The organism is Sphingobium sp. AntQ-1, from assembly GCF_028538045.1.
GTDB lineage: Bacteria > Pseudomonadota > Alphaproteobacteria > Sphingomonadales > Sphingomonadaceae > Sphingobium > Sphingobium cupriresistens.
Window position 1 is genome coordinate 3,276,936 of sequence record NZ_CP117158.1, and the last position, 25,940, is coordinate 3,302,875.

Genomic DNA, 25,940 nt, shown 5'->3' on the forward strand with positions numbered 1-25,940 from the left:
CCTCCCGTTCGCATCATATTGCCGATATGCCGCCATCGACCATGTGGCAGGCTCCGTTGACATAGGCCGACGCATCCGACAGCAGATAGGCCGCCGCCTGCGCCACCTCCGCCATCGCGCCGAAGCGACGGCTGGGGATTGCCGCCATGCGCGCCTTCGCGCGGTCGGACGGTTCGCCGGGGCGGCTGCCCATGATCGCATCGATCATCCGGCCTTCCAGCGGGCCGGGGCACAGCGCATTGACGCGCAGACCCACCGGGCCATAATCAATCGCCGCGCAGCGGGTCAGGCCGATGACCGCATGTTTGCTCGCGACATAGGCGCTCATGCCCGCCGCGCCCTTGACCCCCGCAGTGCTGGCGATGTTGACGATCGATCCGCCGGGCCTGCGCATCCTGGGCACGCCATATTTCATGCCCAGGAACATGCCGGTCACATTGACGTCCATCACCCGGCGAAACAGCGTGGTGTCGAGCGCGTCTAGCAGGGTCGCCGCATTTTCGATCCCCGCGCCGTTGACCAACCCGTCGAGCGGGGCGTCCAGTCCGTCAAAGGCGCGCGCCATCGCCGCTTCGTCCACGACATCGGCGACGATGGCACGCAGCCGCGACGGACCGGCCATGGCGTCCAGCGCGGCTGCATCCCGGTCGATCGCCAGCACATGCGCGCCAAGGTCCAGCAACAGCGCCGTCATGGCCGCGCCCAGTTCACCCGCCGCGCCGACAATCGCGACATGGCGTCCGTCCATGTCGATCAAGGGGCGGGCGCTCATGCGGCAAAGCTCGCCAGATAGCGCCGGGTCAGCGCCGCGTCATAGGCGCTGTGCTGATCCAGTTGCGCCTGCCAGTCTATGTCCATTTCAATCGGTTCTCCAGCCGCCAGATGGCGAATCTGGTTGAAATAATAGGCGATGGTCGCCTGCGCCTGCGTCCCCGGTTGGTCGTCGGGCGATGGCAGTCGGTCGATCCGCCGATCGAGCAGCGCGTCGATCAACCCTGCGTCCAGGCAGAGCGGGCGGGCGATGCCGACGGCGTCGAGCGCGCCCGCTTCCAGCGCCTGCGCCATGGCGGCGCGGCTGCGAAAGCCGCCCGTAACCGCGAGCGGGACGGAAACATGCGGGCGCAGCCGTGCCGCAAAATCCAGGAAATAGGCCTCGCGCGCAACGGTGGAGGCCTTTTTTAACAGCGTGCCATCCTGTTCGCGGCCCACCATGACCTGCGATTCATAGCTGCCGCCGGAAATTTCCAGCAGGTCGATGCCCGCCGCGCAGAGCCAGTGGACGACCTGGATCGATTCCTCCTCGGTCAGGCCACCTTTCTGGAAATCGGCGCTGTTGAGCTTGACGGAAATCGGAAAATCCGCGCCTGTGGCCGAACGGATGGCTCCGACCACGTCCAGCAGCAATCGCGCCCGATTTTCCAGGCTGCCGCCCCAGTCGTCGTCGCGCTTGTTGGTCAGGGGGCTGAGGAACTGGGACAGCAGATAGCCGTGCGCCGCATGGACCTGTACGCCGGTAAAACCGGCGTCGCGCGCGGTAACGGCGACATGGACGAACCGGCGCAGAATATCGTGAATTTCCGCAGCGGTGAGCGCGCGACACATGCCCGCGCCGCCGACCAGCGGCATGGCCGAAGGCGCGACGAAGATTTCGGGTGACGCGCCCGCCTGACGGCCCGGATGATTGATCTGCATCCAGATATGTGCATCATTTTCGCGCCCCGCGGCGGCGTAGGCGGCCAGTTGCTCCAGTCCGCCATTCCCGTCGATCGCGACATTGCCCGGTCGCTCAACGAAGCGGCGATCTATCTGGACATTGCCGGTCAGCAACAGCCCCGCGCCGCCCCGCGCCCAACGGCCATAAAGCGCAGCATGATCGGCGGTCGCGCGATTGTCGGGCGTGGCGATGCCTTCGGTCATCGCGCCTTTGACGATGCGGTTCTTGAGCGTCGCGCCGCACGGCAGCGTCAACGGATCGGTCAGGGCGGTCATTACGGATTGTCCCCTAGCGGATATAGCGACGGACATAGTCGCGGCCCAGGCCGACTTTCTCGAAATGGGCGGCGCTCTGTTCGATACGGGTGAAGACGTTGGACTGGCCGACGGGCCGGTCGTCATCATCCAGTTCGATCAGCGATCCTGCGATCCAGAATAATGTTTCCGATCCGCCGGGCAGGCCGATCAGCGTGTGAGTGTCGCCCGCCGGCTCCAGCAGATACTGGCCGGCGGTGGCGATCCAGTCGCGCTCGCGATAGCGCCACTGGCCCGACAGCACATAGGCCTGGACCGGGCAGGCATGGGCGTGGCGGCTGATCTTGCCTTCGCTACGGATGCGGGTGACATTCACCCAGGCGCCCGACACGGTGTCGAACATCAGCGGGCGCATCCATACGCCCTCCATCGCGGCAGGCACCCATTCGCGTTCGTCATGGCTGCTGGTTTCCAGCAGCAATTCGCTGTGCCGGAACGATCCGGCGGCATGGTCATGCGTCATTTGCCCTCCTGTGGCAGTGCATAGGCGTGGAAGGTGCGGCCCAGCGGAAAGGATTGCGACGTGACATGGCCGGTGGCGGCGATGACCACGAACTGCCGTTCGCTGCGCGGCCCCAAATAGGTCATGGGATTGGCGTTGCCGCTGGCGGGCATCCGCACCGACCAAAGCATCTTGCCCGTATCCGTCGCAAAGGCCCGGAAGGCGCGTTCCTTCACGCCCCCGAAGAAGGTGAGGCCGCTGCGCGTGACCAGCGTGCCGCCGAAACCGGGCATCCCCATGCGGATCGGCAGGCCGACCTTCAGCCCCAACGGGCCGCTGTCGCGCACGGTGCCGACGGGGCGCTGCCAGGCGATTTTGCGCGTCGTCATGTCGATCGCGGTCATACGGCCATAGGGCGGCGCGAGGCAGAGCGTGCCGAGCGGGCTGGTGAAGCCGCGCAGCCGCGCGCCATAGGGAGTGCCCGCCATGGGCAGCGGCGCGGCGAAATCGGTGGCGTTATGGCTCGCCCCCGGCCCCTTGCCGCCGCCTGCGGCAGCGCGCGGGACCAGCTGCATCAGCGTGGGATAAGAGATGCTGTTGACCATCAGCAGCCGTCGTTCGGGATCATAGGACACCCCGCTCCAGTTCATGCCCCCGCCCAGGCTGGGGTAGAGCAGGGATTCGGTGAGTCCCGGCGGCGTGTTCGGACCGTCATAGCGCAGCTTGCGGAACTGGATGCGGCACCACAATTGGTCGATCGGGGTAATGCCCCACATATCGCGTTCCGTGATCCGCCCGCCCGCCAATGACGGCATCCCAATGGAAAAGGGCTGAGTGGGGGAAAGCCGTTCTTCGGGCGCCTTGCCTTCCTGCGGCGCGGCTTGTTCGCGGACTTGGGCCAAGGGTTTGCCGGTGCGGCGATCGAGCAGGAACAATTCGCCGCGCTTGGTCGGCTGGACCAGCGCAGGGATTGTGCCGCCGGAAGCGGGCAAGTCGATCAGGGTCGGCTGCGACGCGACGTCATAGTCCCACAGGTCGTGATGCGCCGTCTGGAACGACCAGCGCACCGCGCCGGTCGCGGCATCCAGGGCGACGACGGAGCTGCCATATTTCTCCGACTGGGGGGAGCGATAGGCGCCGAAATGATCCGGCGTCGCATTGCCTGTGGGAACGAATACCAGGCCGAGCTTCGTGTCAGCGCTCATCGGCGCCCAGCTGTTCGGTGTGGATCGGGTATAGGCTTCGCCCGGCGCCGGGCCGTGCGCATTGTTCGGATTGCCCATATCCCACGCCCAGCGCAACGCGCCGGTCGTGACGTCGAACCCGCGTATCACGCCCGACGGTTCGTCGGTGCTGACATTGTCGGCAACCCATCCGCCCAGCACGATCACGTCGCCAACGATCACCGGCGCGGAACTGATATAATAGAGGCCGGGCGCGGTGCGGCCCATCCCGGCGTTCAGATCGACGAAACCGCTCTTGCCAAAGCCGGGGCAGGGGCGTCCGCTGGCGCTGTCCAGCGCGATCAGTTGCGCGCCATAGGTTGCGGTGATGACGCGGCGCGGGCAGGCTGTGGAGGCTGCCGCACCATTGTCATGATAGGCGACGCCGCGACAGGTGCGCACCGCCGATCCGCCCTTGGGATCGACCTTCGGATCGAAACGCCAGAGCGGCTTGCCGTTTTCGGGATCGAGCGCGAAGACGATATTGGTCTGGGTGCAGAGCAGCAGCTTGCCGTCCACCATCAGCGGCGTGGATTGCAGCGGGCTTGGGACGGGTGCGTTCATGGGCTCGTGACCAGTGTCGAAGGTCCAGGCCAGTTGGAGCTTCTCGACATTTGTCGGCGTGATTTGCGTTAGCGGTGAAAAACGGGTGCCCGCTTCGTCGCGGCCCCATACGGGCCATAGTCCCGGATCGCCGGGGATGGCGATCTGGGTGGCGGTTCGGCCGGGGATCGCCGCAATCTCCATCGGCGACCGGAGCGCGCAGCCAAGGATCAGCAGCAAGCCCGCCATGCCCGCCAGCCCTGCCGCCACCGCGCCCTTGCCGATCCGGCGGCGGATGTAGGGCAGCAGGAAAGGAACGCCGAACAGCGCCGGGCCGACGATCCGCGCGGTCAGTTGCCAGCCATCGAAACCGACTTCGCACAGCGCCCAGACGATCGTGATCGTCAGGAACAGCGCATAAAGCCATCCCGCCCGGCGGTCGCCGCGCCACAGCCACCAGCCGCTCAAGGCCACAACGATACCGCCCGGCAGATAATAGGGCGATCCGCCCAGCCAGATCAGATAAGCCCCGCCCACGGCGACGGCCAGCCCGACGAGCAGCAACAGCGCGGCGACAAGGCGGGTCAGCCGGATCATGACCTGGGCGATCGCTCCGAAATGGCCGCCGCCCTCATGCGTTGAAGCCTTTTTGCAATATCTCCATGAACGGCGCGAGATCGGGGAAGCCGGACGTGGCGGTGATGCCGCCATCGACCGGGACCACCGCGCCGGTCATATAGGACGCCTTGTCCGACGCCAGGAAGGCGACGACCTCGGCTATTTCCTCGGCCTGGCCGATCCGCGCCATCGGCACCGCGCGAATGAAATTATCAAACACGCTTTGGGCGGCCTTCAGCCCCGCAAATAGCGGCGTGTCGACGCAACCGGGGCAAACGGCGTTCACGCGGATGCCCGACTTGGCCATGTCCATCGCCAGCGCGCGGGTGTAGTTGACCACGCCGCCCTTGGCCGTGTTGTAGGCGGTCATGCCGAAATCGCCCAGCATCCCGGCGATGGAGGCATTGTTGACGATCGCCCCCGATCCGTTGCGCAACATGTGCGGTAACGCGGCCTTGCATCCGTAGAATACCGAAAAGAGATCGACCTCTATCACCCGGCGAAAAGTCTCTGCGTCCAGGTCCAGCGTGGTGCCCATGCCGCCGATGCCGGCATTGTTGAACAATATGTCGATCCGCCCGAAATGCACCGCCGCCCCGTCGACAAAGGCGATGACATCCTCCTGCCGCGATACGTCGGTGCGGGTGAAGCTGGCCTTGTCGGCGCCCAGTTCGGCCACCAGCGCCTGCCCCATATCCTCGTTGAGATCGGCGATCGCGATCCGGCCGCCATCGCGCACGATGGTGCGCGCGAACGCCGCGCCGATGCCAGAAGCGCCGCCGGTCACCAACGCGACCTTGCCGTCAAATATCCGTGTCATATGCCTCTCCCTTGTCGTTGCGGCTGTGGCTCAGGCGGTGAAGGACAGGCCCATGCAGACCACCGCCCCGGCCAGCCAGGCGAGCTTCATCGACGACGGGCTGTCGCCATAGACGGTGATGCCAACGACAACCGATCCGATGATGATCGCGAGCGTGATGATCGGGATCAGCAGGCTCAGGTTCACCCCCGACACGACCAGTCGCGCCATGCAGACCAGACCGATCGCATAGCAGGCGAACACGGCGAAGCTGGGCAGCGGCGCGGTCATTCCACGGGTTGCTGGCAGGATCGACGCGCCGGCAAGTTGGAAGAGGGTGGCGGCGATGAACAGCGCCAGCGTTCCGGCGGTCATGCCGCCTGTTCCTGCGTGCGGGCAATGCCTGTCATCGCCGCATCGGCGGGGCGTATGGCGATGCCCAACCCTTCCTCCGCCGTGCGCAGGTCCAGATAGTCGCGCCAGGCCACGATCTTGCCATCGCGCACTTCCATGACGCCGGTGACCGGCAGCGGCACGACGACGGACGGGTCGGCATTGGATTGCAGATAATCCACCCGTTCGGTGAAGATGACAGAGTCGCGCGAAGCGATGTTGAGCGTTTCGATCCGTACCGAAAAGGCGGAAAATACGGTATCCAGATAAATGCGGATCTGGTCCTTTCCGTGGCGCGGCGGCAGGGGCATGTCGATATAGCTGGCGCCTTCCGCGAAATAGCCGAGCAGGACGTCGATATTGCAGCCTTCCCAATGGTCCAGAAACTCCAGCACCATGGTTTCGTCGTCGCTATAGGCTATCGGCATGTCGCTCATCCTCTCTTGCGCGCCGGGCCGATCGTGCGGCCAGCATTCTGCTGTCGGTCGCGATAACGCGCGTCTTCAGACCGATCCGCGTTTATATTTCTGGATCATGGACGCCTGCGCTTCGGCGGTCAGTTGCGCCCCGGCATAGCCGGTCGCCATGACCTCCTCGAAACTCTTGCGCAGCGGATCGCCCAGCCCGTTGAAATAGGGCATCACTTCCTCGGCGAACAGTTGATGGCTGCGCACCGTCGCGGGATAGCGCGCCCAATCGACCCCCATCAGCAGATAGGTGCCGAAACCGCCGGACTTTTCGATCAGGCGATTGATCTGCGCCCGCGCCATTTCAGGCGTGCCGATGACGGCTGCGCCGCTTTCGTTCAGCATGTCGACGATCTTGTCGATGTCCCACCAGTCGATGTCGGGCGCGGGATTGATATGCGCGCGATAATCTTCCAGCAGCGACAGGCCGTAACGGACATCTTCCTTGGCCTGCTCCATGGTTTCGGCCAGGTGCATCGGTCCCATCAGGCGCCAATCCTTGCGCGACGGCTTTGGCTGGCCGTGGCTTGCGGCCTCCTGCTCCATGATCTCCCAATGGCCCAGCAGCTTTTCGATCCCGTCCGGGTCGGTCGCCGCGACCGACAGCATCCCCATGCCGTGCCGCCCGGCGAGCAGCGGGCCGGATGGGGACAGGACGCTGACCGTCGCCATGTCGAAATTGGAGTAGGGCAGCATCTGGAGCCGCGCATCCTGCAAGTCGAACCAGTCGGTCTTGCGCGTCACCCGTTCGCCCTTGAACAGCGGGATGATGACTTCCAGCGCTTCCTGCAACCGCTGGCGGTTCTGCGAGGGGTGCAGGCCCATCATCTGCGCGTCCTGCACCAACTGGCCCGGCGCGACGCCGAACATCATCCGGCCGCGCGTCTGATAGTCGAGCTGCACGATCCGGTCGGCGACCCATAAAGGGTTGTGATAGGGCAGGGTGATCGCGCCGGTGCCCAGCTTGATGCGCTTGGTCCGTTCCGCCGCGGCGGCTATGAACAGTTCGGGGCTGCCGATCGTCTCGATCCCGCCCGAATGATGCTCGCCGATCCACGCTTCGTCGAACCCCAGTTCGTCCAGGTTGATGACGGTCTGCATATCCTGCTGGAAGGCCACGAGCGGATTGAGCGTGGGCCGGTGATATGGTCCCATGAAAATCCCGAACCGCATCCTGTCTTCAAAAAATTTCATCTCTCTCTCCGGCGATATGGGCGGCGGGGCTGATCGACATGCCGCCCCGGCTTCTGGCTATCAGGGAATTACGGCGTTCCGGGTCGGCATGGCCATGCGGGGCAGGCGTGACGAAGGGACCCAGGACATGCGCGGCGGAGGGGCTTGTTATCTGACGGCATATGCGGCTTTCCTCTCCCCGCTCCGATATGTCGGATGCTTCGTGCCTATGGCCGTTTCTGCCGATCAATCTGTCTATTGTCAATCCGACATATTATCGGAAAATATTGACGAGATTGGCGGGAAATCTCTATATCCGGACAGTATAACGGAAAAATCCAGAAAATTTCCGATAAAAATGACAGTTTTTCTGGCGTTTGGCTTAGAAGTTGAGGAGAGGACTGACATGCTCAAGGACAAGATCATCATCGTGACCGGCGGAGCTTCCGGCATCGGCCGGGCCGCAGCGAACCTGTTTGCCCAGGATGGCGCGCGGGTCATGATCGCCGACCGCAGCGCCGATGCGGGGGCTGCGGCTGCCGAAGCGATCTGCGCCGATGGCGGGGAAGCGGCTTTTGTCGCGTGCGACGTCGCCGACGACGAATCGGTCGCCGCCATGGTCGCGGCGACGGTGGCGCACTTTGGCGGGCTGGACGGCGCGTTCAACAATGCCGGCATCGAATTCGCCAGCAAGATCGTGCCGGACCTTAGCTATGCCGAATGGCGCCGCGTGATCGACATCAACCTGAACGGCGTATTCCTGTGCATGAAGCATGAAATCGCGCAGATGCGGCGGACTGGCGGCGGCACCATCGTCAACACCGCGTCCGGCGCGGCGGTGGCGGCATCACCCAACATGGCCGAATATGCCACGTCCAAAGCGGGCGTGACCGGCCTGACCCGCGCGGCGTCGTGCGAATTTGGGGAAACGCAGGTGCGCGTCAACGCGGTATTGCCGGGCCTGATCCTCACGCCGATGACGGAAGAACGGCTGTTCAACGATGCGGGGTTCGCCGCCGCGCTCGAACCGCTGCTGGTGCGCCATTCCGTCGGTCGCTTCGGCCAGCCCGACGATGTGGCGCAGGCGGCGCGCTGGCTGCTGTCAGACCTTTGCCCCTTCGTCAACGGGATCAGCCTGCCCGTAGATGGCGGCCTGCTCGCCCGTTAAATGCCGCGCTGTCGCGGGTCAGCGTCGGCTGACCTGCGGCAGGGCATATGCGACCAGCACATTGCGTTCGTTGCTCGCCAATGCGGCGCTGCCACCCGCCGCGATCACCAGATATTGCCGCCCGTCATCCCCCACATAGGTCATCGGAGTCGCGTTGGCGCTGGCGGGCAGGCGGGTCTGCCACAACAGCCGCCCGGTCGCCGTCTCTACCGCGCGCAGCCGATGGTCTGGTGTCGATGCGATGAAGGTCAAGCCGCTGGCCGTCGTGATTGATCCGCCCAGCGTCGGCAGCCCGATGGTGAAGGGCAGGCGCGAGGGTATGCCCATTGGTCCCATGCTGTCGGCCATGCCAATCGGCTGGCTCCACAATAATTTTCGACTGTCCAGATCGACTGCGCTCAATGTCCCGAAGGGCGGCTGGATGCACGGCACCCCAAGCGGCGAGAGGAACATATGGTTCTGCGCGCCATAGGGCGCGCCCGTCTGCGGCACGCCCAGGCGAAATCGCTCCAGCGACGGCTTTTGTCCGGGCGTCCCCATCGGCGCCAGCCCCAGCGCCTGCACCTCCTTCGCGCTGATGAGATGATTGAGCGAGGGCATATTGGTACTGTTGACGATCATGATGCGCCGTTGCCGGTCGATCGATATGCTGCCCCAGTTCACGCCGCCGGCCGATCCCGGATATTGGATCGACCAGTCCTGCCGCGGCGGCGTGAACGGGCCGTCATAGCGCATCTTGCGAAAGGCGATGCGGCACCATAGCTGGTCGATCGGAGTGAGGCCCCACATCGTCGCTTCGGTCAGCGGCGGCGCACCAAAGGCGGGCATGGCGACGGAAAAAGGTTGCGTCGGCGCGGTCCAGTCACCTGGCGCTGCGCCTTGCGGCACGGGCTTTTCCACCACCGGGGACAGGGGCTGGCCGGTCGCACGGTCCAGAATGAAGCTTTGCCCGGTCTTGCTGACGCTGACCAGCGCAGGAACCAACCTATTGCCGACGCGAATGTCGGTCAGCACCGGCTGCGCCGCGACATCATAATCCCACAGGTCGTGATGCACCGTCTGGAACGTCCAGCGCGGTCGACCGGTACGGTTGTCGACAGCGACGATCGCGTTGGAGAAGCGCTCCGCGCCGGGCGAACGGTGTCCGCCGAAGAAATCCGGCGTGGCGACGCCGAACGGCAGGTATATCAGGCCCAACTTCTCGTCGCTGCTTGCCACGCTCCACATATTCGGGGTGCCGGGCACATAGCGGGCCTTGGGCGTGCCCCGTTCCGGGTCGGCCGGGTCGAACGCCCAGACCGGCTTGCCGCTAGCCAGGTCATAGCCCCGCACGACGCCGGACGGCTGGTCCATCTTCTGCCCGTCCAGCCCATAGGAGCCAGTGACCACGACATTGCCGGACACGACTGGGGTCGAGGTCACATAATAGAGGACGGAGGCATAATTGCCGATCCCGTCGGCCAGTGCCACTTCGCCACCGCGTCCGAAATCGCGACAGGGCGCGCCGGTGCGGGCGTCGATCGCGATCAGCCGGGCGTCGATCGTCGCGCTGTATATGCGCTCGCCGCAGGGTGCGGCGGCGTCGGCGAAGGCATGATAGGCGACGCCCCGGCAATTGGCGAAGGCATGGCCCATATCCTTCGTCCGCGGGTCAAACCGCCAGAGTTGACGCCCTGTCGTCGCGTCGAGCGCGAAGATGACATTATGCGGCGAACATAGGAACAGCCGGTTGCCGACCTTGACCGGCGTCGCCTCGAACGCGAGCGCGCCTGCGCCGCCGGGACGCGGCTTCGCGCCGGTTTCGAAAGACCAGGCGGGTTGGAGTCGGGCGACATTGGCAGGGGAAATCTGCGTGGCGGCGGCGAAGCGGTCGCCCCCTGCGCCATTGCCCCATTGTCGCCATTCGCTGGCCGGGGCGGCGGCGGGCCAGGCGGCGGCATGGTCGGTCGCGACCGGTTGTGACAGCCAGGCGCCGCCGGCGAACAGCAGGAGCATCAGCACGCCGCCGCCTAGGAACCATCCCCTATGGATCGGCGGCGCGCCATAACCCCTGCGGACGGCAGGCAATAGCAGCAGCAGACCGACGACCGCCGGGCCGATGATGCGCGGCGCGAGCGCCCAGGGATCGCCGCCTGTTTCCCAACACGCCCAGACCAGCGTCGCCGCCAGCATCGCGCTATAGACCCAGGCGCCCCGTCGGTCGCCGCGCCACAAGAATATGGCGGCGGCGGCTATCATCAGGCCGGCCAAGAGATAATAGGCCGAGCCGCCCAGAAGGACGAGCAGGCCGCCGCCGATCGTCAATATAAGAGCGATGGGCGCGATCAGGCCCGCGACGATGCGGACGGCGAGGCGGGACAGGCGAACGCCATCGTTTCGATCGCTGTTCGCCACAACAGGGCCAAGCAAGTGCTGGGGCATGGTCGTCCTCTCCCTATCATGTCGATTTTCGCGCACATGTTTTTGCGACTCGATAATAACCGAAAATAATTCGGATTGAAGCAGCTTCTTGGTGCGAGCGGGGGTCGCCGTTCGGTAGCGCCCAAAAGCGTTTCGTCATCCGATCGCAGGGTGAATGCGCTGGATCAAAAGCCTTGCGGGTTGAATGGCTTGGACGACTCCACGCAGAAGTCCGGCAGAATGTTGTTCCTGCGAAAATGGAGGCGTTGCGGAAGATTTTTGTTGGTAAGGGGCTTTGTCTTCCGTCATCGCGGAAAGCTGTATCATCAAGAATAATCGATCCATATAGCGAGTCATTCATCGATCATGTGTCGGATTTGTCGCATCAGCTGCGGGACGCGGCGACCGCGCCCGGATATGCCGACTTAAATAACTGAAATATAACCAATATTAAATTGGTAGGACCATATCTCATTTTGGTTGACAGAATGCCGTCTAAAACCCGATACTAATTCGGCTTCGTAAAAAGCGAAGTACATGGGAGGATGCCGAAATGAACGCTGCAAAGGCGCTTTTATTGTCGGGTGTTGCGGGGCTGGTCATGGGAACCGCCGCGCAGGCTCAGGAAGCACAGGACTCAACTGCGCAACCCTCGCAATATGCGGATATCATCGTGACCGCGAACAAGCGGCAGGAGAATATAAACAAGGTCGGGCTGACCATCACCGCCCTGAGCGCGGAACAGTTGCAAGATCGCAAGATCGTATCCCTTTCCGACGTTGCGTCCGCCGTTCCGGGCCTGACCTTCACGCCATCGGTCACCAACACGCCCATCTTCACGCTGCGCGGCGTCGGCTTCAACGAAAGCTCGCTGGGCGTCTATCCCGCCGTGTCGGTCTATATCGACCAGGCGCCATTGCCTTTCCCGGTCATGGCGTCCCATGCCGCCTTCGATTTGCAGCGGATCGAAGTGCTGAAAGGCCCGCAGGGCACCTTGTTCGGTCAGAATGCGACCGGCGGCGCGATCAACTATATCGCCGCCAAGCCGACCGACACGTTCGAGGCCGGCGGCGACATCACCTATGGTCGCTTCAACCAGATCGATGGCAATGCCTATGTCAGCGGGCCGCTGACGGAAAATCTCAATGGCCGCATCGCCATGACGGCGCACCATCTCAACGACTGGCAATATAGCCTCACGCGCCCGACCGACACCAACGGATCGCAAGACTATATCGCCGGCCGCATCCTGTTGGACTGGCAGGCGTCGGAGCGGTTGAAGTTGGCGTTCAACCTGAACGGGTCGCGCGACACGTCCGATCCGCAGGCGATCCAATATGTGGCGATGAGTCCTACCGACTTTACCAATGTAAAGCCCATCTACGCCAACCAACCCTTTGCTTTCGGCAATGCGCGCGTCGCCGACTGGACCCATTTCTCGGTCGATCCCTATGGCGGTCCGGCCGGCACGCCGACGGACGAACTCGCCGATTTTTCGCCCAAGTCGAAGCGCACCTTCATCCAGGCTTCGGTCCGGGCGGATTATGACCTGACCGACGACATGACCCTGACGTCGATCACCACCTATGATCATTTCAAGCAAAATCAGCGCACGGATGGCGAAGGCGTGGTCGCGGTCGGTTTCGATCTCCAAAAGTCGGACGGCAAGCTGACGTCGTTCAATCAGGAATTGCGGATCGCCAATGCCAGCACGTCGGCGCTACGCTATATCATTGGCGGCAATTATGAGCGCAGCACGACGAGTGAGCTTCAGCACCTGCGCTATTATGACAATGACACCAACAATGCCGGGTTGATGTTCATCAATTTCAGCGGCGATTTGATGAAGCAGAAGATCACCAATTATGCCGCGTTCGGTAATCTCGAATTTGATATCAGCTCACAACTGACGCTCAAGGGCGGCATTCGCTACACCCAGTCCAAGAACAAAGCCTATAATTGCGGTTTCACGGACGCTAATGGCTATGTCAACGACCTGTTCAATTTCCTGGGCGGTCTGCTGGGCACTGTGCCGTTCACGCCGATCGGGCCGGAGGGCTGTTATACGCTCAACGACAATAATGTGCCGGGCGAACCCTTCCGCAAGACGCTGAAGGAGGACAATGTCTCCTGGCGGGTGGGCGTCGATTACAAGGTGACCGACACGACGCTGCTCTATGCGAACGTCTCGCGCGGCTACAAGGCGGGCAGCTTCCCGGCGCTCGCCGCATCGGGCTATGTCGGCCTGCAGCCGGTCGTGCAGGAATCCGTGACGGCCTATGAAGCAGGTTTGAAGGCCCAGTTGTTCGACCGTGCGGTGCAGTTCAACGCGGCCGGCTTCTATTATGATTACCGGAACAAGCAGATCCGCGGCAAGCTGCTTGATCCGCTCTTCGGCGTGCTCGACATCCTCATCAACATCCCCAAGTCGCGCATCTATGGCGGCGAAGCGGATGTCACGATCCGTCCGGCCGCGGGCCTGACACTGTCGGGCGGCGTCACCTATCTGAACTCCAAGCTGCAGAAAGGGCCGGTGTCGCCACGCGATTACAATATCATTGGCGAGGTCAACGACTTCGGCGCCTTCGGCGATGCGCTGCCCTACACACCCGAATGGTCGGGCACGGCGTCGATCGATTATCGCGCACCGGGCGATGGTGGTCCCTTCGTCGGGGTGTCGACCAATTTCCGCAGTTCGCAGGACGCTGCGCTGGGCGGCAGCCGGATCGTGTGGCCCGACAATCCCGCCGAGTTCCGCAAGCAGGCCCCGATCGGACTGGTCTACAAGATTCCCGGCTATGCGACCGTGGACGCACGGCTTGGCTATGAGGCGCCCGGCGGCGCCTGGAAGGTCATGCTGTGGGGCAAGAATGTCTTCAACAAATATTACATCGCCGCAGTCGTGCCGGCGAGCGCATCGGCAGGCCGTTTGGCGGGGATGCCGGCGACCTATGGCGTGACCATGTCGTTCAAGATCAAATAAGGGGGGCGACTGGCGCCGTTCCCGCGTCGGGAGCGGCGCCGTTTTTGCGTCCGGTCGCACCAGGCGCGCGCTCGAACAGGGTCGATGAAGGCTATAAATCCGATAATATATCGGATATTATAATGAACGATATTGGCGGCTCATGCAGCGGCCCGGCGAAAACGAGGGAGAGGTTCATGGACATTATCTACACGCCCGTTTGGCAGAATCCCGGCAATATCCGCAGCCCGCTCCAGTTCGTCCAGGACGAATTGTCCTTGATGGAAAAGGTGGAGGGATTGGGCTTCGATATCTGCTGCTCTCCCGAACATCATTTCGACATCGACTATTCCGCCTGTCCCGACAATTTCCTGCCGCTCAGCTATCTCGCGGCGAAGACGACGACGCTTAAACTCTGTCTGGGCGCGGTGATCCTGCCGTGGAACGACCCGCTTCGCGTGGTCGAGAAACTGGCGTTTCTAGACCATCTGAGCGACGGGCGCTGCATCGCCGGGTTCGGCCGCGGCCTCGCCAAGATGGAATATAGCCATATGGGCATCCCCATGGATGAATCGCGCGAACGGTTCGACGAAGCGCTCGAAATGGTGCTCAGCGCGCTGCGCAGCGGCGTGATCGAAGGCACGGGCAAATATTATCCGCAGACCCCGACCCCGGTGCATCCCGCCCCGCGCGCGTCGTTGGCGGACAGTTTCTGCGCCGTCGGCATGTCGCCCGAATCCTCCCGCACCGCCGGTGAGATTGGCGGTCGCCTGCTGACTTTCGTCACCAAGCCGCTGGACGGCATGTTGCCGCTGCTGAACGAATATCGCGATGCTTTCCGCGCCCATCATCCCGATCGCCAGCCGCATATCATCATGGATGACTTCTATCTGATCCGCGAGGATGCCGACGAAGCGCGCGAACTGGCCTACACCTACGCCGGCAATTATTATCAGACGGTCGTCCGCCACTATGAGATGACCGGCGACCATTTCGCCAAATCATCCGCTTATCAATCCTATGCCGAAGGCGCCGCCGCGCTGCGCGAAATGGGCGTGGACGCGGCGGCCAGGGCCTATGTCGATGCGCAGGTGGGCGTGGGCACGCCGGCGCAGGTGCTGGCCCGCGTCGAGGAGCGCCTGCGCGTTCTGGGACCGGAAATCAGCCTGGCCGGCTGTTTCTTCTATGGCGGGATGAGCCGTGACGAGGCGATGGTGTCGCTCCAGCTATTCGGCGACAACGTCATCCCGGACGCCAAGGCGATGGCGCGGGATTACGCGACGGCCGCGGTCTGACGCGCGCCATGGCCGGGGTGTCCACCCGCGCTGACCACCAGCGCGCGATCGATCTGTTTCGGGCCGCGACGCCTGAACCGACCGCGCCGATCGGTGCGTGGCGGGACGGTTTCGAAGCGCTCTGCGCGAACTTTCCGATCCCGAACGACGCCCGGATCGAGGCGATCGATTTGGACGGGGTCGCCGCGCTCAAGGTGACGGCGGCCGGCGTGGGCGACGTCGATGGCCGCGCCGTGCTGCATTTCCACAGCGGCGGCTATGTCATGGGCAGCGCCAGGGCCTATCGCAACTTCGCCGAGCGGCTGTCGCGCGTCTGCGGCGCGCCGGTGGTCGTGCCCGACTACCGGCTGGCGCCCGACCACGTCTATCCGGCTGCGGTGAACGATGCGATGACCGCCTATCGCGCCATGCTCGACCATCACGGCGCCGATCGAATGGTCGTGAGCGGCGATTCTGCTGGCGGAGGATTGGCGATCGCGGTCCTGATGGCGGCGCGGGACGCGGGCCTGCCGATGCCGCTGGCGGCATTCGCGATATCGCCGCTGCTCGACCTGGCGGGGGAAGGGGAGTCGGCCGTCACGCTGGATGGCGTTGATCCCCTGATCAACCGGATGATGATCGTGGAAATGGGCAAGGTCTATATCGAGGATCGCGATCCGCGCGCTCATGTTCTGGCATCCCCCGTCTGGGGCCAGCATCATGGTTTGCCGCCGCTCTTCCTGACCGCCAGCGATGCCGAAGCGCTACGCGATGACGCCGTGCGACTGGCGGCCGGCGTACGGAAAGAGGGCGGAGAAGTCGAACTGGTGCTGGCTGAAGGCATGGTGCATATCTGGACGCTCTTTCCCTTTTTGGCGGAAGCGGATCGATCGCTGGACCAGATCGGCCGGTTCGTGCGCGGGCATTTCGGCGCGGCCTGACGAGCCGATTGCGCCGCCGTCGGTCCGCCTTATCGCGTCGCCCCCGCCTCTATCTCCAGCATGGTGATCAGTCGTTCGGCCATTTCGGTGCCGGCCTTGGTCAGGTTTCTGGGCTTGCGATAGAGGAGCCAGGTAATGATGATCTGGTTGATGCCGCCGGTCAGCAGCGCGACGGTTTCATAAAGGTTGCGATCGCGCGCGATCCACCCTTCCGCAATCGCGTCATTGACCAGGAACAGCAGGACGCGCGTGAAATCATTGATGCTATGGCGCAGGTCCGTATCAGTCACGAATATGCTGGGCCAGATTTCCAGATAGAAAAGGCGCGCCCATTCGGCATGTTCGCGCGCATAGTCAGCGGACATGACGAGGTAGAGCAACAGCCGTTCGCGGGTCGTCTTGTTTGCGGCCGCCGCATGATAGCCTTCGAAAAATTCGGCGAGGTGGGATAGCGGCACGTCATAGGCCAAATCCTCCTTGCTCTTATAATATTCGTAGAGGGTCGAGGCGGAAATGCCGGCCTCCGCCGCGATGTCGGCGATGCGCGATCGCGAGATGCCATCGCGTGCGAACACGCGCAATGCGCCGGTCAATATCTGTTGTTCCGTCCGCTTGCTGCGATCCTGCTTGCGCTCAGTGGCGCGTTTGGGCCGGTGCGATATTTCCTGCAACAAGCTGTCCCAGCCATTGTCGGACTGCGGCGCCGCCGACGGCTGGGCCGTAATCACGTCTTTTGCTGGCACTATGATCTCCATGATGATGCCGTGGGGCAGGGAAGCCGATCGAATAGGCAGCAATGCCCTTATATTCCATGCAGCATATGAGCGTTTATGGGAATATTCACGAAGAAATTTCGGTTTGGATCTATTGGCGGCGCCGCGATCAGGCCGCTTTTGCATCGACGGGATCGCGCCGATGGCGGCCGAGCAGCCGCGTGGACAGGCCGAAAGCGACAATCGCGACTGCGTAAAAGGCCATACGGCACGCTATATTTACAACCAGGCCGCCGATCGTCGGAAGCGACGGCGCGGTGGGCGTGCGCCCCCGATGTATAATTTGGGCATTGCGCATCCTTCCATTCTTGGGATGATGCACCATCAAATGCCGGGACTAAACATCTTGTGGTCCGACAAGATTCTGACGTTTGAGCATCCTTATCGGCGGACTTCATTTTCCAGCATCGCGATCAGCCGTTCGGCCATTTCGGTGCCCGCGCGCGTCAGATTTTTCGGCTTGCGATAGAGCAGCCAGGTGATGATGAGCTGGTTGACGCCGCCGATCAGCAGCGCCACCGTCTCATAGGGATTGCGGTCTGGCGCGACCCAACCCTCGGCGACGCCTTCCTTCACCAAGAACAGGATCACGCGGGTAAAATCGTCGATGCTGTGGCGCAACTCGGTATCGCTGACGAAGACGCTGGGCCAGATTTCCAGATAGAGCAATCGCGCCCATTCGGCATGTTCGCGCGCATAATCGGCCGACATCACCAGATAGAGCAGCAATCGCTCGCGCGCAGACGTGCGGCTGGCCGCATTCGCATGATAGCTTTCGAAAAAATCGGCGAGGTGGGACAATGGCACGTCATAGGCCAAATCCTCCTTGCTCTTATAATATTCGTAGAGGGTGGAGGTGGAGATGCCGGCCTCCGCCGCGATGTCCGCGATCCGCGATCGTGAAATGCCGTCGCGCGCGAACACTCGCAACGCTGCGTTCAATATTTGCTGTTCGGTACGCTTGGCGCGATCCTGCTTGCGCTCCGTCGCCCGTTTGGGCCGGTGGGCGATTTCCTCCAGCAGGCTGTCCCATGCGCTCGCGGTGTCCGATGCGATCTGCTCCGATTCTACCACGACCTCTTTTGTCGCCACGAAGGCCTCCAAGTCCATGCGGCGCCCGGACCATGAACGCCGCCCAATATATGCTTCTGTCTACACTCTACTGCCTTGGCTTGGCATACTCCGCAACCCCAAAGCCTGACAGGTGCGGGAAATAAGCCCGAAGGGCAATCGCGGTGTGCAGCGAAAATGGCGAAAAGCGGGGATTTGCGACCGTTTGACTTTCAAATATTCTATATTTTCCGATAAAACGTCGATTTTATAATTGACGTGGCGGAGGGCGGGATATAGCTAGATCGGCATAAGAGATCAGATCGCTGAGCCGGATGGCGCAGAATGAAGGAGAGGAAGATGGGTCATTATCCCTTTATTTCCCTATACCTTTCCAGAATTGAAGGCCGATCGCCATGTGTTTCCGCGTGCGGCGTGAATGGCAGCGGCAGGCGCGGGCGCGCGAGCATCTATGGGCGTGATGTCACGAACCAATCCTATGTGACCGCCTTTTCGACCTGTCTCGACATGCTTGTTCGCCATCGCGGCAAGCCGACCGTTCATCGTCTCTCGCTTTCCTGCAAATATTAAACGCTCCTGCTGGGCGCGGCGGCCGATCCGGTCGCAGCGCTCTTCTTTTTCGGAAGGTGCCGATGACCGGACATGATTTTCCTGATGCGCTGAAACAGTTGCTCGACGAGTTTTCGCGATCGGGAATAAGAGAATTGCATATCCGCAAGCCGGATTTCGAACTCTATCTATCGACCGACGCTTCGGCTGCGCGTCCGCAGGCGGCGACGCCCGTCGCTGCGCCGGCATCTGTGCCGATCGCCCAGCCCGCCGCGCCTTCCAGACCGATCGTGGCGCCTCCTGCGCCCATATCGTCGCTGCCCGACGACGCTGTCATCATCAAGGCGCCGAACCTGGGCACCTTCTACCGCGCGCCCAAGCCCGGCGCCGCCAACTATGTCGAGGTCGGATCGACAGTGCAGGCCGGCGATGAACTATGCCTGATCGAGGTGATGAAGCTCTTCACCGCCGTCCGCGCGGGCGCGTCGGGGACGGTCCATGCCGTGCTGGTAGAAGACGGCGCCATGGTCGAGGGCGGCGAACCCCTGTTTGCGCTGGTGAGGGACTGATGCCGATCAACAGATTATTCGTGGCGAACCGGGGCGAAATCGCGCTGCGCATCGTCCGCGCGGCGCAGGCGCTCAATATCGAAACGGTGGTCGCCGTGTCGGATGCCGACCGCGACAGTGCTGCCGCGCGGGTGGCCGACCGATCGATCGTGCTGGGTCCGGCCGCCGCCGCCAAATCCTATCTCGACCCGCGTCTGATCGTCCATGCCGCTAGGGAAAGCGGCTGCGACGGCCTGCATCCGGGCTATGGTTTCCTGTCCGAACGCGCCATCCTGCCGCGCCTGTGCGCGCAGCATGGCATCGCCTTCGTCGGGCCGGAACCCGATGTCATCGACGCGCTGGGCGACAAATTGCGCGCACGCGCGATGGCGGGGGCGGCTGGCGTGCCGCTGGTGCCGGGCAGCGAATGTGTTGCCTCCGCCGCCGATGCGCGGCGGGAAGGGGACCGGATCGGCTATCCTGTATTGCTCAAGGCATCGGCAGGCGGCGGCGGGCGCGGCATGGTGATCGCCCATAATGGCGACGAGGCGGAGGCCGGTTTTCACAAGGCCAGCGCGGAGGCGGTCGCCGCCTTTGGCGACGGCACTCTGTTCATGGAACGCTTCGTGCCCGAAGCGCGCCATGTCGAGGTGCAGTTGATGGGCGATGGCAGGGGCAATGTGCTGCATTTTGGCGAGCGCGACTGTTCGGTCCAGCGCCGCTACCAGAAATTGATCGAGGAAGCGCCCTGCGCCGCGATGCCCGATCATCTGCGCCGCCAATTGCATGAATCCGCCGTCGCGCTGGCCGCCAGCGTCCATTATCGCAATGCCGGAACCGCCGAATTTCTGTTCGACGTCCAGCGGCAGGAATTCTACTTCATCGAAGTCAACGCCCGCATCCAGGTGGAACATCCGGTGTCCGAAGCGATCACCGGCTTCGACCTGGTGCAGGAACAGATCCGTATCGCGGGCGGCGCGGGCCTGTCCGTCAGCCAGCAGGACGTCGAGATCAGCGGCCACGCCATAGAATGTCGCATCAATGCGGAGGATGCGGCGCGCGACTTCCTGCCCAGCCCCGGCCGTATCACCCGCTGGGAACCGCCGCAGGGACAGGGCATCCGGCTGGACAGCCATATGTCCGCCGGCGCGATGATCCCGCCCTTTTACGACAGCATGGTGGGCAAGCTGATCGTCCATGGGCGCGACCGGGCGGACGCGATCGCCCGGCTGGCCGACGCGATCGACAATTTCGTGGTCGAAGGCGTACCGACCACGCTGCCGCTTCACCGCGCGATCATCGCCCACCCCGATTTTATCGAAAACCGCATCCACACCCGCTGGCTCGAACAGACCCTCCTCCCCGGCTATGGAAAGAAAGCGGCATGACGGCGGGTAAGAATCCGGCAATCGCGGCGATCGACGACGCCCGCGCGCTGCTCGACACGCTGCTGACGCATGGCTGGCAGCAATTGCATGTCGTGTCCGGCGATACGGAGATTTTCCTGGCGCGCGACGGAGGCTGCGCCAACCCGATGCGGGTTGCTGCGCTGCCCGATGCCGTTGTCATCCCGACACCGCAGGCCGGTCCCGAAACGCTGGTTTCCGCTCCCCATGTCGCGACGCTGGAACAGGCGCTTGCCGCCGGTACGCAAGTAACCGTTGGTCAGACCGTCGCGACCGTGCGTGTGCTGGACGAGCAGGAGGACATAGCCGCGCCGGTTTCGGGCACGATCGTCCGGGTGGACGCGGCGCCGGGCGCGTTGCTGGAATATGGCGCTCCCCTGCTGTCGATCGCGGGCTTGGCGTGATGGTCGCCCCTGTTGGAAAAGTCGCGGTTTGCGGCGCAGGTGCAATGGGATCGGGCATCGCCCAGGTTGCGGCGCAGGCGGGCGCATCGGTCCTCATCTTCGACGTGAACGCGCAGGCGCTGGAAACGAGCGAAAGGCGCACGCGCGCGGACCTGGACAAGCTGGCCGCGCGCGGCAAGCTGACGGCGGACGATGCGCGGGCGATCGGCGACCGGATGCAATGGGTGTCGACGCTCGACGCGCTGGCCGACCGCGAACTGGTGATCGAAGCGATCATCGAGGATGCGGGCATCAAGGAACAGTTGTTCGAACGGATCGAAACGATCGTCGCCCCGGACGCGATCATCGCCACCAACACGTCTTCGCTCCCGATCTCCCGGCTGGCGCGGGGGTTGAAGCAGCCCGAACGGTTCGTGGGAATGCACTTCTTCAATCCCGCCACAGTCATGAAGCTGGTCGAGGTGATTTCCGGCGCGGCGACCGACCCGGCAGTGGCCGCGCGGATCGTGGCGACGGCGGAAAGCTGGGGCAAGGTCGCCATCCCCGTCGCCGACGTGCCGGGCTTCATCGTCAATCGCGTGGCGCGCCCCTTCTATGGCGAGGCCTTCACCGCGCTGAACGAGGGCGCGGCGGACGCTCCGGCCATCGACGCCCTGTTCCGCGCGGCGGGCTTCCGCATGGGACCGCTGGAACTGACCGACCTGATCGGCCAGGACGTAAACTTCGCTGTCGCTCGTTCAGTGTTCGATTCCTATTTCGGGCGCACCCGCTTCGTGCCGCAACTGCGCCAAGCGGCGCTGGTCGATGCCGGCTGGTACGGGCGCAAGACGGGCCGGGGGGTTTATGACTATCGCGACGGCGCGCAGAAGGCCGCCGATCCGCAGGTGCCCGACGCCATGATTGCCGATGCGCATCGCCAGGCGGCGCAGGCGCTCAGGGATGCCGCGCCCGGCACCTTCACCCGCTGTGGCGGACTGTTCGTCGGCATGACCCAGGGGCGGACCGCGCGGCAGGAAAGCGACAGCATGGGTGCGCCGGTCATCCTGTTCGATTGGTCCCCGGCGGACGCCATCGGCCCGGTCGGCTTCACCCTCTCCGACCAAAGCGCCCGGCCCGACGCGCTCGGCCTGCTTGCGGCGCAATCGCGCGCTGGCGTCGAAATCGCCGACCGACCGGGCATGATCGTCGCACGGACGCTGGCGCAACTCGCCAACGCCGCCGCCGACGCCGTGCTGGAACAGGTGGCCGACGAACAGGGCGTCGACGCGGCGCTGCGTTATGGCGCCAACTATCCCTATGGGCCGTTCGCCTGGGCCGACCGCTACGGACGCGGGGCGCTTGTCCGCCTGCTCGATGGCATTGCGGATGGTACTGGCGAGGCACTCTACCGGCCATCCCATTATCTAAGGAACCGCGCATGAGCGAAGCGCAGAATATCTTGCTGGTCGAACCGCTGGGCGCTCACATCCTGCTCCTGCGCCTCAACCGGCCCGAAAAGCGCAACGCGCTGGCCACCGACCTGCTCGGCCGGATCGCCGATGCGCTGGACGCTGCTGCCGGCGATCCCGCGATCCGCGCGGTGGTCATCACCGGCGCGGACCGTTTCTTTGCGGCCGGCGCGGACATAGCCGAACTGGCGTCCCGCGACACCGGCGGCGCGCTCGCCGATCCCCGCCCGGCGATCTGGACACGGATCCGCGGCTTTGCCAAGCCGCTGATCGCGGCGGTGGAAGGCTGGTCGCTGGGCGCCGGGAATGAACTGGTGATGTGCTGCGATCTGGTCGTGGCGGGGGAAAGCGCGAAATTCGGCCAGCCCGAAACCAATCTGGGTATCATACCGGGGGCCGGAGGGACGGCAATCCTGCCCCGGCTGGTCGGGCGCAGCCGGGCGATGCGGATGGTGCTGCTGGGCGATCCGCTGTCCGCCGCCGAAGCGCTACAAGCGGGCCTGATCGCGCAGATGGTCGAAGACGGGCAGGCATTGTCCGTCGCGACTGAACTCGCCACCCGCATCGCCGCGCGCGCGCCGCTGGCGATGCAGCAGGGCAAGGCGATGGTCCGCGCGACCTTCGAAACGCACCAGTCCGCGCATCTTCTGCTGGAACGTCAGGCTTTTTCCGCCCTGTTCGGCACCGCCGACAAGCGGGAAGGCACCAGTGCCTTCTTCGAGAAGCGCGACCCGCAATGGAGCGGCACATGAACCATCTGTCTCCGTTCGACGCCGCGTCTGCGCGGTCCGTGCCTGACCCTGTCCTGTCCGACATATCGCGCGAATCCATTGCCGCGCTGTTCGATCTGCCATTCCTCGATCTGGTGGCGCGTGCCCAGGCGGTGCATATCCGGCACCATCCCCGCAACGCGGTTCAATTGTCCACCTTGCTGTCCATCAAGACGGGGGGCTGCGCGGAAGATTGCGGCTATTGCAGCCAGTCCGCCTTCGCCAAGAGCGGGGTGAAGGCGCAAAAGCTGATCGACGCCGACACGGTGGTCGCTGCCGCGCGACAGGCGAAGGCGGACGGTTCCAGCCGTTTCTGCATGGGCGCGGCCTGGCGCGAACCCAAAGCGCGCGACATGCCCGCGCTGCTCGACATGGTGCGGCAGGTGAAGGCGCTGGGCCTGGAAACCTGCATGACGCTGGGTATGTTGAACAGCGATCAGGCCGAAGCGCTGGCACAGGCCGGTCTCGACTATTACAATCATAATATCGACACCAGTCCCGAATATTATGCCAATGTCATCACCACGCGCAGCTTTCAGGACCGGCTCGATACGCTGGACCATGTGCGCCGGGCGGGCATGGCGGTGTGCTGCGGTGGCATATTGGGGATGGGCGAAACCCGCGACGATCGCATCGGTTTTCTTCACGCGCTCGCCACCCTGCCCGAACCGCCCGACAGCGTGCCGCTGAACGCGCTGGTGCCCATTCCCGGCACAGTGTTGGGCGACATGCTGGCCGACACGCCGCTGGCGCGGATTGATGAGATCGAATTTGTGCGCACCGTCGCGGCGGCGCGGATCATCATGCCGCGCAGCGTCGTGCGCCTGTCGGCCGGTCGCGAAAGCATGAGTGAAGCAGGGCAGGCGCTTTGCTTCATGGCCGGCGCCAATTCCATCTTCACGGGCGATCGTCTGCTGACGACCGGCAATAATGGTGGCGATGCAGACACGGCGCTGTTTGCGAAACTGGGTCTGCAACCATTGGCCTGACGGCGTAGCCCCGGTGCGCAGGGTGCGACCGTTGGAGCGCGACCCTGCCACAAACGGCAAAGCATGTCACAATGGCGCGTTCAGCGCTGCGTGCGCCGCCGGCCCCGTTCGAGCGCGGCCAGCACCGCCGCCTCGCTTTCAGGATTTTCCACCAGCGCCGACGATACCTCCTGCGCTTCCAGATAGGCGTCCATCCATTCGGACCCTTCCCAGGTCAGTGACGCCAGCTTGCGTGCGCGCAGGGTCGACATGCTCTTGCGCGCCATCTGGTTGGCCAGGTCCATCGCGATCGGCAGCACCGCAGGTGCGGGGACGACATAGTTGAAGAAGCCGGTCGATTCCAACTCCCGCGCGGTAAAGGTGCGCCCGGTATACAGCATTTCGCGGACCTTGGCTTCGGGCATCCGCAGGCTGGCGAACAGCCCTGCGCTACCGCCCACCAGTCCATAATCCACTTCGGGGCAGGCAAAGCGTGCATCCTCCGCCGCGATGCGCAGGTCGCACATCCCGGCCAGCATCACGCCCACGCCCACCGTCGCGCCCCGGATCGCGGCGATCATCGGTCGGTCGATATGGTGGAACCGGGGCAGTTGCGCGTTGATGAACTGATAGCGTTCCTTGCGCTTTTCGGCCGTCATCCCCTTGAATTCATGCAGGTCCGCACCCCCGCACCAGGCGCGCGCATCGTCTGGCGCGGTGATGACGATGACGCGGATCGTCCGGTCAGCCGCGACATGATCGGCAAAGCGGCCTATCTCCTCATAGACGGAGAGAGACACCGCATTGACCGGCGGGCGGGAGAAGGTGAGCAACCCCACGCCATTGTCCTGCACGTCCAGCGTGAAGGCGCCGAAAACATGACTGACGCGCATGATGCTCTCCCCGCTCAAACGCCTTCCAGCGCCAGTTGCAGGTCCACCCCGGTCATGTCGCGCAACTGGTCGATCGTCATGCCCGGCACCATTTCGACGACATGCGCGCCTGCCGGGCCGACGTCGAACACCGCCACATCGGTATAGACGCGCGATACGCATGACAGGCCGGTCAGCGGATAGCTGCACTGCGCCACCAGCTTGCTCTGCCCGCGTTTGGTCATCAGGTCCATCATCACGAACACCTGCTTGGCGCCCACCGCCAGGTCCATCGCCCCACCCACGGCGGGAATGGCATCGGGCGCGCCGGTATGCCAATTGGCCAGGTCGCCGTTGACCGACACCTGAAATGCGCCCAGCACGCAAATGTCGATGTGCCCGCCGCGCATCATCGAAAATGAATCGCCATGGTGGAAGAAGGAGCCGCCCGCCAGCAGCGTCACCGGCTGCTTGCCCGCGTTGATCAGTTCCCAGTCGACATCCTCCTCGGCCGGCGCCGGTCCCATGCCCAGCAGGCCGTTTTCGCTTTGCAGGAATATGTCGCGCTCCTGCGGCAGGAAATTGGCCACCATTGTGGGCAGGCCGATGCCCAGATTGACATAGGCGCCTTCGGGAATGTCCCGCGCCACCCGCGCGGCCATTTCTTCACGGTTCATCCGCTGCATGATGCTTGTCTCCT

The 25,940-nt window shown here is 63.8% G+C and carries 25 protein-coding genes; 11 read left to right on the forward strand and 14 right to left on the reverse strand.

The genetic code is table 11. The annotated features are described in order from the left end of the window. Positions 1-13 precede the first annotated feature (13 nt). From sphantq_RS16475 to sphantq_RS16510, 8 genes are all read right to left on the reverse strand, one after another. Entirely contained in the window at positions 14-772 is a 759-nt protein-coding gene (locus tag sphantq_RS16475; protein WP_129926544.1) for an SDR family NAD(P)-dependent oxidoreductase, read from the reverse strand. Continuing rightward, complete coding sequence (locus sphantq_RS16480) at positions 769-1,989, reverse strand: NADH:flavin oxidoreductase/NADH oxidase family protein (protein WP_066601387.1); 1,221 nt, start codon at positions 1,987-1,989, stop codon at positions 769-771. Before sphantq_RS16480 ends, sphantq_RS16475 begins: the two co-directional genes overlap by 4 nt. 13 nt (positions 1,990-2,002) lie before the next feature. Continuing rightward, positions 2,003-2,491, reverse strand: a complete 489-nt coding sequence (locus sphantq_RS16485; protein WP_066601389.1) for a 2,4'-dihydroxyacetophenone dioxygenase family protein — start codon at positions 2,489-2,491, stop codon at positions 2,003-2,005. Further along, a complete protein-coding gene (locus tag sphantq_RS16490) occupies positions 2,488-4,833 on the reverse strand; it encodes a membrane-bound PQQ-dependent dehydrogenase, glucose/quinate/shikimate family (RefSeq protein ID WP_272799015.1) in 2,346 nt (781 codons plus the stop codon). Before sphantq_RS16490 ends, sphantq_RS16485 begins: the two co-directional genes overlap by 4 nt. A gap of 34 nt (positions 4,834-4,867) precedes the next feature. Continuing rightward, entirely contained in the window at positions 4,868-5,674 is an 807-nt protein-coding gene (locus tag sphantq_RS16495) for an SDR family NAD(P)-dependent oxidoreductase (RefSeq protein WP_272799016.1), read from the reverse strand. A 30-nt stretch (positions 5,675-5,704) separates the two neighbouring features. Then, positions 5,705-6,028 carry a hypothetical protein gene (locus tag sphantq_RS16500; protein ID WP_272799017.1) on the reverse strand — a complete coding sequence of 108 codons (324 nt, stop codon included), beginning with the start codon at positions 6,026-6,028 and terminating at the stop codon, positions 5,705-5,707. After that, positions 6,025-6,474 carry a nuclear transport factor 2 family protein gene (locus sphantq_RS16505; protein ID WP_165363605.1) on the reverse strand — a complete coding sequence of 150 codons (450 nt, stop codon included), beginning with the start codon at positions 6,472-6,474 and terminating at the stop codon, positions 6,025-6,027. The genes sphantq_RS16500 and sphantq_RS16505 overlap by 4 nt, the downstream gene beginning before the upstream one ends. Before the next feature lie 75 nt (positions 6,475-6,549). After that, positions 6,550-7,707 carry an LLM class flavin-dependent oxidoreductase gene (locus tag sphantq_RS16510; protein WP_129926540.1) on the reverse strand — a complete coding sequence of 386 codons (1,158 nt, stop codon included), beginning with the start codon at positions 7,705-7,707 and terminating at the stop codon, positions 6,550-6,552. 385 nt (positions 7,708-8,092) lie between these two features. Here sphantq_RS16510 and sphantq_RS16515 point away from each other — a divergent pair, with 385 nt between their 5' ends. Continuing rightward, positions 8,093-8,854: an SDR family NAD(P)-dependent oxidoreductase gene (locus sphantq_RS16515; protein WP_272799018.1), complete on the forward strand. Its 762-nt coding sequence runs from the start codon at positions 8,093-8,095 to the stop codon at positions 8,852-8,854. A gap of 18 nt (positions 8,855-8,872) precedes the next feature. On the opposite strand, the gene sphantq_RS16520 is transcribed toward sphantq_RS16515, so the two are convergent. Both sphantq_RS16520 and sphantq_RS16525 read right to left on the reverse strand, forming a co-directional pair. Then, positions 8,873-11,275, reverse strand: a complete 2,403-nt coding sequence (locus sphantq_RS16520) for a membrane-bound PQQ-dependent dehydrogenase, glucose/quinate/shikimate family (protein ID WP_272799019.1) — start codon at positions 11,273-11,275, stop codon at positions 8,873-8,875. 135 nt (positions 11,276-11,410) lie between these two features. Further along, positions 11,411-11,611, reverse strand: a complete 201-nt coding sequence (locus sphantq_RS16525) for a hypothetical protein (protein ID WP_148648328.1) — start codon at positions 11,609-11,611, stop codon at positions 11,411-11,413. 196 nt (positions 11,612-11,807) lie between these two features. On the opposite strand from sphantq_RS16525, the gene sphantq_RS16530 reads away from it, so the two are divergent. From sphantq_RS16530 to sphantq_RS16540, 3 genes are all read left to right on the forward strand, one after another. Next, positions 11,808-14,237, forward strand: a complete 2,430-nt coding sequence (locus sphantq_RS16530) for a TonB-dependent receptor (protein WP_272799020.1) — start codon at positions 11,808-11,810, stop codon at positions 14,235-14,237. 176 nt (positions 14,238-14,413) lie between these two features. Then, complete coding sequence (locus tag sphantq_RS16535) at positions 14,414-15,511, forward strand: LLM class flavin-dependent oxidoreductase (protein WP_272799021.1); 1,098 nt, start codon at positions 14,414-14,416, stop codon at positions 15,509-15,511. 8 nt (positions 15,512-15,519) lie between these two features. After that, positions 15,520-16,431 (forward strand): alpha/beta hydrolase, encoded by a 912-nt coding sequence (locus tag sphantq_RS16540; RefSeq protein ID WP_066601403.1) that lies wholly within the window; start codon positions 15,520-15,522, stop codon positions 16,429-16,431. Positions 16,432-16,460: 29 nt separating this feature from the next. Here the strand turns inward: sphantq_RS16540 and sphantq_RS16545 are convergent, their stop codons facing one another. Together sphantq_RS16545 and sphantq_RS16550 are read right to left on the reverse strand one after the other, a co-directional pair. Then, positions 16,461-17,174 carry a TetR/AcrR family transcriptional regulator gene (locus sphantq_RS16545; protein ID WP_272799022.1) on the reverse strand — a complete coding sequence of 238 codons (714 nt, stop codon included), beginning with the start codon at positions 17,172-17,174 and terminating at the stop codon, positions 16,461-16,463. Between the two features lie 411 nt (positions 17,175-17,585). Beyond that, positions 17,586-18,296: a TetR/AcrR family transcriptional regulator gene (locus tag sphantq_RS16550; protein ID WP_272799023.1), complete on the reverse strand. Its 711-nt coding sequence runs from the start codon at positions 18,294-18,296 to the stop codon at positions 17,586-17,588. A gap of 318 nt (positions 18,297-18,614) precedes the next feature. On the opposite strand from sphantq_RS16550, the gene sphantq_RS16555 reads away from it, so the two are divergent. The 7 genes from sphantq_RS16555 (at position 18,615) to bioB (ending at position 24,389) form a co-directional block, all read left to right on the forward strand. After that, positions 18,615-18,845, forward strand: coding sequence for a hypothetical protein (locus tag sphantq_RS16555; protein ID WP_272799024.1), 231 nt, complete (start codon positions 18,615-18,617; stop codon positions 18,843-18,845). A 62-nt stretch (positions 18,846-18,907) separates the two neighbouring features. Further along, on the forward strand, positions 18,908-19,393 hold the full coding sequence (gene accB / locus sphantq_RS16560) for an acetyl-CoA carboxylase biotin carboxyl carrier protein (protein ID WP_272799025.1): 486 nt from the start codon (positions 18,908-18,910) through the stop codon (positions 19,391-19,393). After that, positions 19,393-20,760: an acetyl-CoA carboxylase biotin carboxylase subunit gene (locus tag sphantq_RS16565; RefSeq protein WP_066601412.1), complete on the forward strand. Its 1,368-nt coding sequence runs from the start codon at positions 19,393-19,395 to the stop codon at positions 20,758-20,760. The genes accB and sphantq_RS16565 overlap by 1 nt, the downstream gene beginning before the upstream one ends. Continuing rightward, positions 20,757-21,182, forward strand: coding sequence for a biotin/lipoyl-containing protein (locus sphantq_RS16570; protein WP_129926533.1), 426 nt, complete (start codon positions 20,757-20,759; stop codon positions 21,180-21,182). The genes sphantq_RS16565 and sphantq_RS16570 overlap by 4 nt, the downstream gene beginning before the upstream one ends. Beyond that, positions 21,182-22,603, forward strand: a complete 1,422-nt coding sequence (locus sphantq_RS16575) for a 3-hydroxyacyl-CoA dehydrogenase NAD-binding domain-containing protein (RefSeq protein ID WP_272799026.1) — start codon at positions 21,182-21,184, stop codon at positions 22,601-22,603. Before sphantq_RS16570 ends, sphantq_RS16575 begins: the two co-directional genes overlap by 1 nt. After that, entirely contained in the window at positions 22,600-23,382 is a 783-nt protein-coding gene (locus tag sphantq_RS16580; protein ID WP_272799027.1) for an enoyl-CoA hydratase-related protein, read from the forward strand. Before sphantq_RS16575 ends, sphantq_RS16580 begins: the two co-directional genes overlap by 4 nt. Further along, positions 23,379-24,389, forward strand: a complete 1,011-nt coding sequence (gene bioB / locus sphantq_RS16585) for a biotin synthase BioB (protein ID WP_272799028.1) — start codon at positions 23,379-23,381, stop codon at positions 24,387-24,389. The genes sphantq_RS16580 and bioB overlap by 4 nt, the downstream gene beginning before the upstream one ends. 80 nt (positions 24,390-24,469) lie before the next feature. On the opposite strand, the gene sphantq_RS16590 is transcribed toward bioB, so the two are convergent. Then, complete coding sequence (locus sphantq_RS16590; protein ID WP_066601424.1) at positions 24,470-25,261, reverse strand: enoyl-CoA hydratase/isomerase family protein; 792 nt, start codon at positions 25,259-25,261, stop codon at positions 24,470-24,472. 14 nt (positions 25,262-25,275) lie between these two features. Then, positions 25,276-25,926 carry a 3-oxoacid CoA-transferase subunit B gene (locus sphantq_RS16595; RefSeq protein ID WP_066605148.1) on the reverse strand — a complete coding sequence of 217 codons (651 nt, stop codon included), beginning with the start codon at positions 25,924-25,926 and terminating at the stop codon, positions 25,276-25,278. Positions 25,927-25,940: the final 14 nt, after the last annotated feature.

Excerpts from the sequence above, each read along its gene's own strand:
- sphantq_RS16475 (WP_129926544.1), bottom strand. The coding sequence starts at position 772 with ATGAGCGCCCGCCCCTTGATCGACATGGACGGACGCCATGTCGCGATT.
- sphantq_RS16480 (WP_066601387.1), bottom strand. The coding sequence starts at position 1,989 with ATGACCGCCCTGACCGATCCGTTGACGCTGCCGTGCGGCGCGACGCTC.
- sphantq_RS16485 (WP_066601389.1), bottom strand. The coding sequence starts at position 2,491 with ATGACGCATGACCATGCCGCCGGATCGTTCCGGCACAGCGAATTGCTG.
- sphantq_RS16490 (WP_272799015.1), bottom strand. The coding sequence starts at position 4,833 with ATGATCCGGCTGACCCGCCTTGTCGCCGCGCTGTTGCTGCTCGTCGGG.
- sphantq_RS16495 (WP_272799016.1), bottom strand. The coding sequence starts at position 5,674 with ATGACACGGATATTTGACGGCAAGGTCGCGTTGGTGACCGGCGGCGCT.
- sphantq_RS16500 (WP_272799017.1), bottom strand. The coding sequence starts at position 6,028 with ATGACCGCCGGAACGCTGGCGCTGTTCATCGCCGCCACCCTCTTCCAA.
- sphantq_RS16505 (WP_165363605.1), bottom strand. The coding sequence starts at position 6,474 with ATGCCGATAGCCTATAGCGACGACGAAACCATGGTGCTGGAGTTTCTG.
- sphantq_RS16510 (WP_129926540.1), bottom strand. The coding sequence starts at position 7,707 with ATGAAATTTTTTGAAGACAGGATGCGGTTCGGGATTTTCATGGGACCA.
- sphantq_RS16515 (WP_272799018.1), top strand. The coding sequence starts at position 8,093 with ATGCTCAAGGACAAGATCATCATCGTGACCGGCGGAGCTTCCGGCATC.
- sphantq_RS16520 (WP_272799019.1), bottom strand. The coding sequence starts at position 11,275 with ATGCCCCAGCACTTGCTTGGCCCTGTTGTGGCGAACAGCGATCGAAAC.
- sphantq_RS16525 (WP_148648328.1), bottom strand. The coding sequence starts at position 11,611 with ATGACTCGCTATATGGATCGATTATTCTTGATGATACAGCTTTCCGCG.
- sphantq_RS16530 (WP_272799020.1), top strand. The coding sequence starts at position 11,808 with ATGAACGCTGCAAAGGCGCTTTTATTGTCGGGTGTTGCGGGGCTGGTC.
- sphantq_RS16535 (WP_272799021.1), top strand. The coding sequence starts at position 14,414 with ATGGACATTATCTACACGCCCGTTTGGCAGAATCCCGGCAATATCCGC.
- sphantq_RS16540 (WP_066601403.1), top strand. The coding sequence starts at position 15,520 with ATGGCCGGGGTGTCCACCCGCGCTGACCACCAGCGCGCGATCGATCTG.
- sphantq_RS16555 (WP_272799024.1), top strand. The coding sequence starts at position 18,615 with ATGGGTCATTATCCCTTTATTTCCCTATACCTTTCCAGAATTGAAGGC.
- accB (WP_272799025.1), top strand. The coding sequence starts at position 18,908 with ATGACCGGACATGATTTTCCTGATGCGCTGAAACAGTTGCTCGACGAG.
- sphantq_RS16565 (WP_066601412.1), top strand. The coding sequence starts at position 19,393 with ATGCCGATCAACAGATTATTCGTGGCGAACCGGGGCGAAATCGCGCTG.
- sphantq_RS16570 (WP_129926533.1), top strand. The coding sequence starts at position 20,757 with ATGACGGCGGGTAAGAATCCGGCAATCGCGGCGATCGACGACGCCCGC.
- sphantq_RS16575 (WP_272799026.1), top strand. The coding sequence starts at position 21,182 with ATGGTCGCCCCTGTTGGAAAAGTCGCGGTTTGCGGCGCAGGTGCAATG.
- sphantq_RS16580 (WP_272799027.1), top strand. The coding sequence starts at position 22,600 with ATGAGCGAAGCGCAGAATATCTTGCTGGTCGAACCGCTGGGCGCTCAC.
- bioB (WP_272799028.1), top strand. The coding sequence starts at position 23,379 with ATGAACCATCTGTCTCCGTTCGACGCCGCGTCTGCGCGGTCCGTGCCT.
- sphantq_RS16590 (WP_066601424.1), bottom strand. The coding sequence starts at position 25,261 with ATGCGCGTCAGTCATGTTTTCGGCGCCTTCACGCTGGACGTGCAGGAC.
- sphantq_RS16595 (WP_066605148.1), bottom strand. The coding sequence starts at position 25,926 with ATGCAGCGGATGAACCGTGAAGAAATGGCCGCGCGGGTGGCGCGGGAC.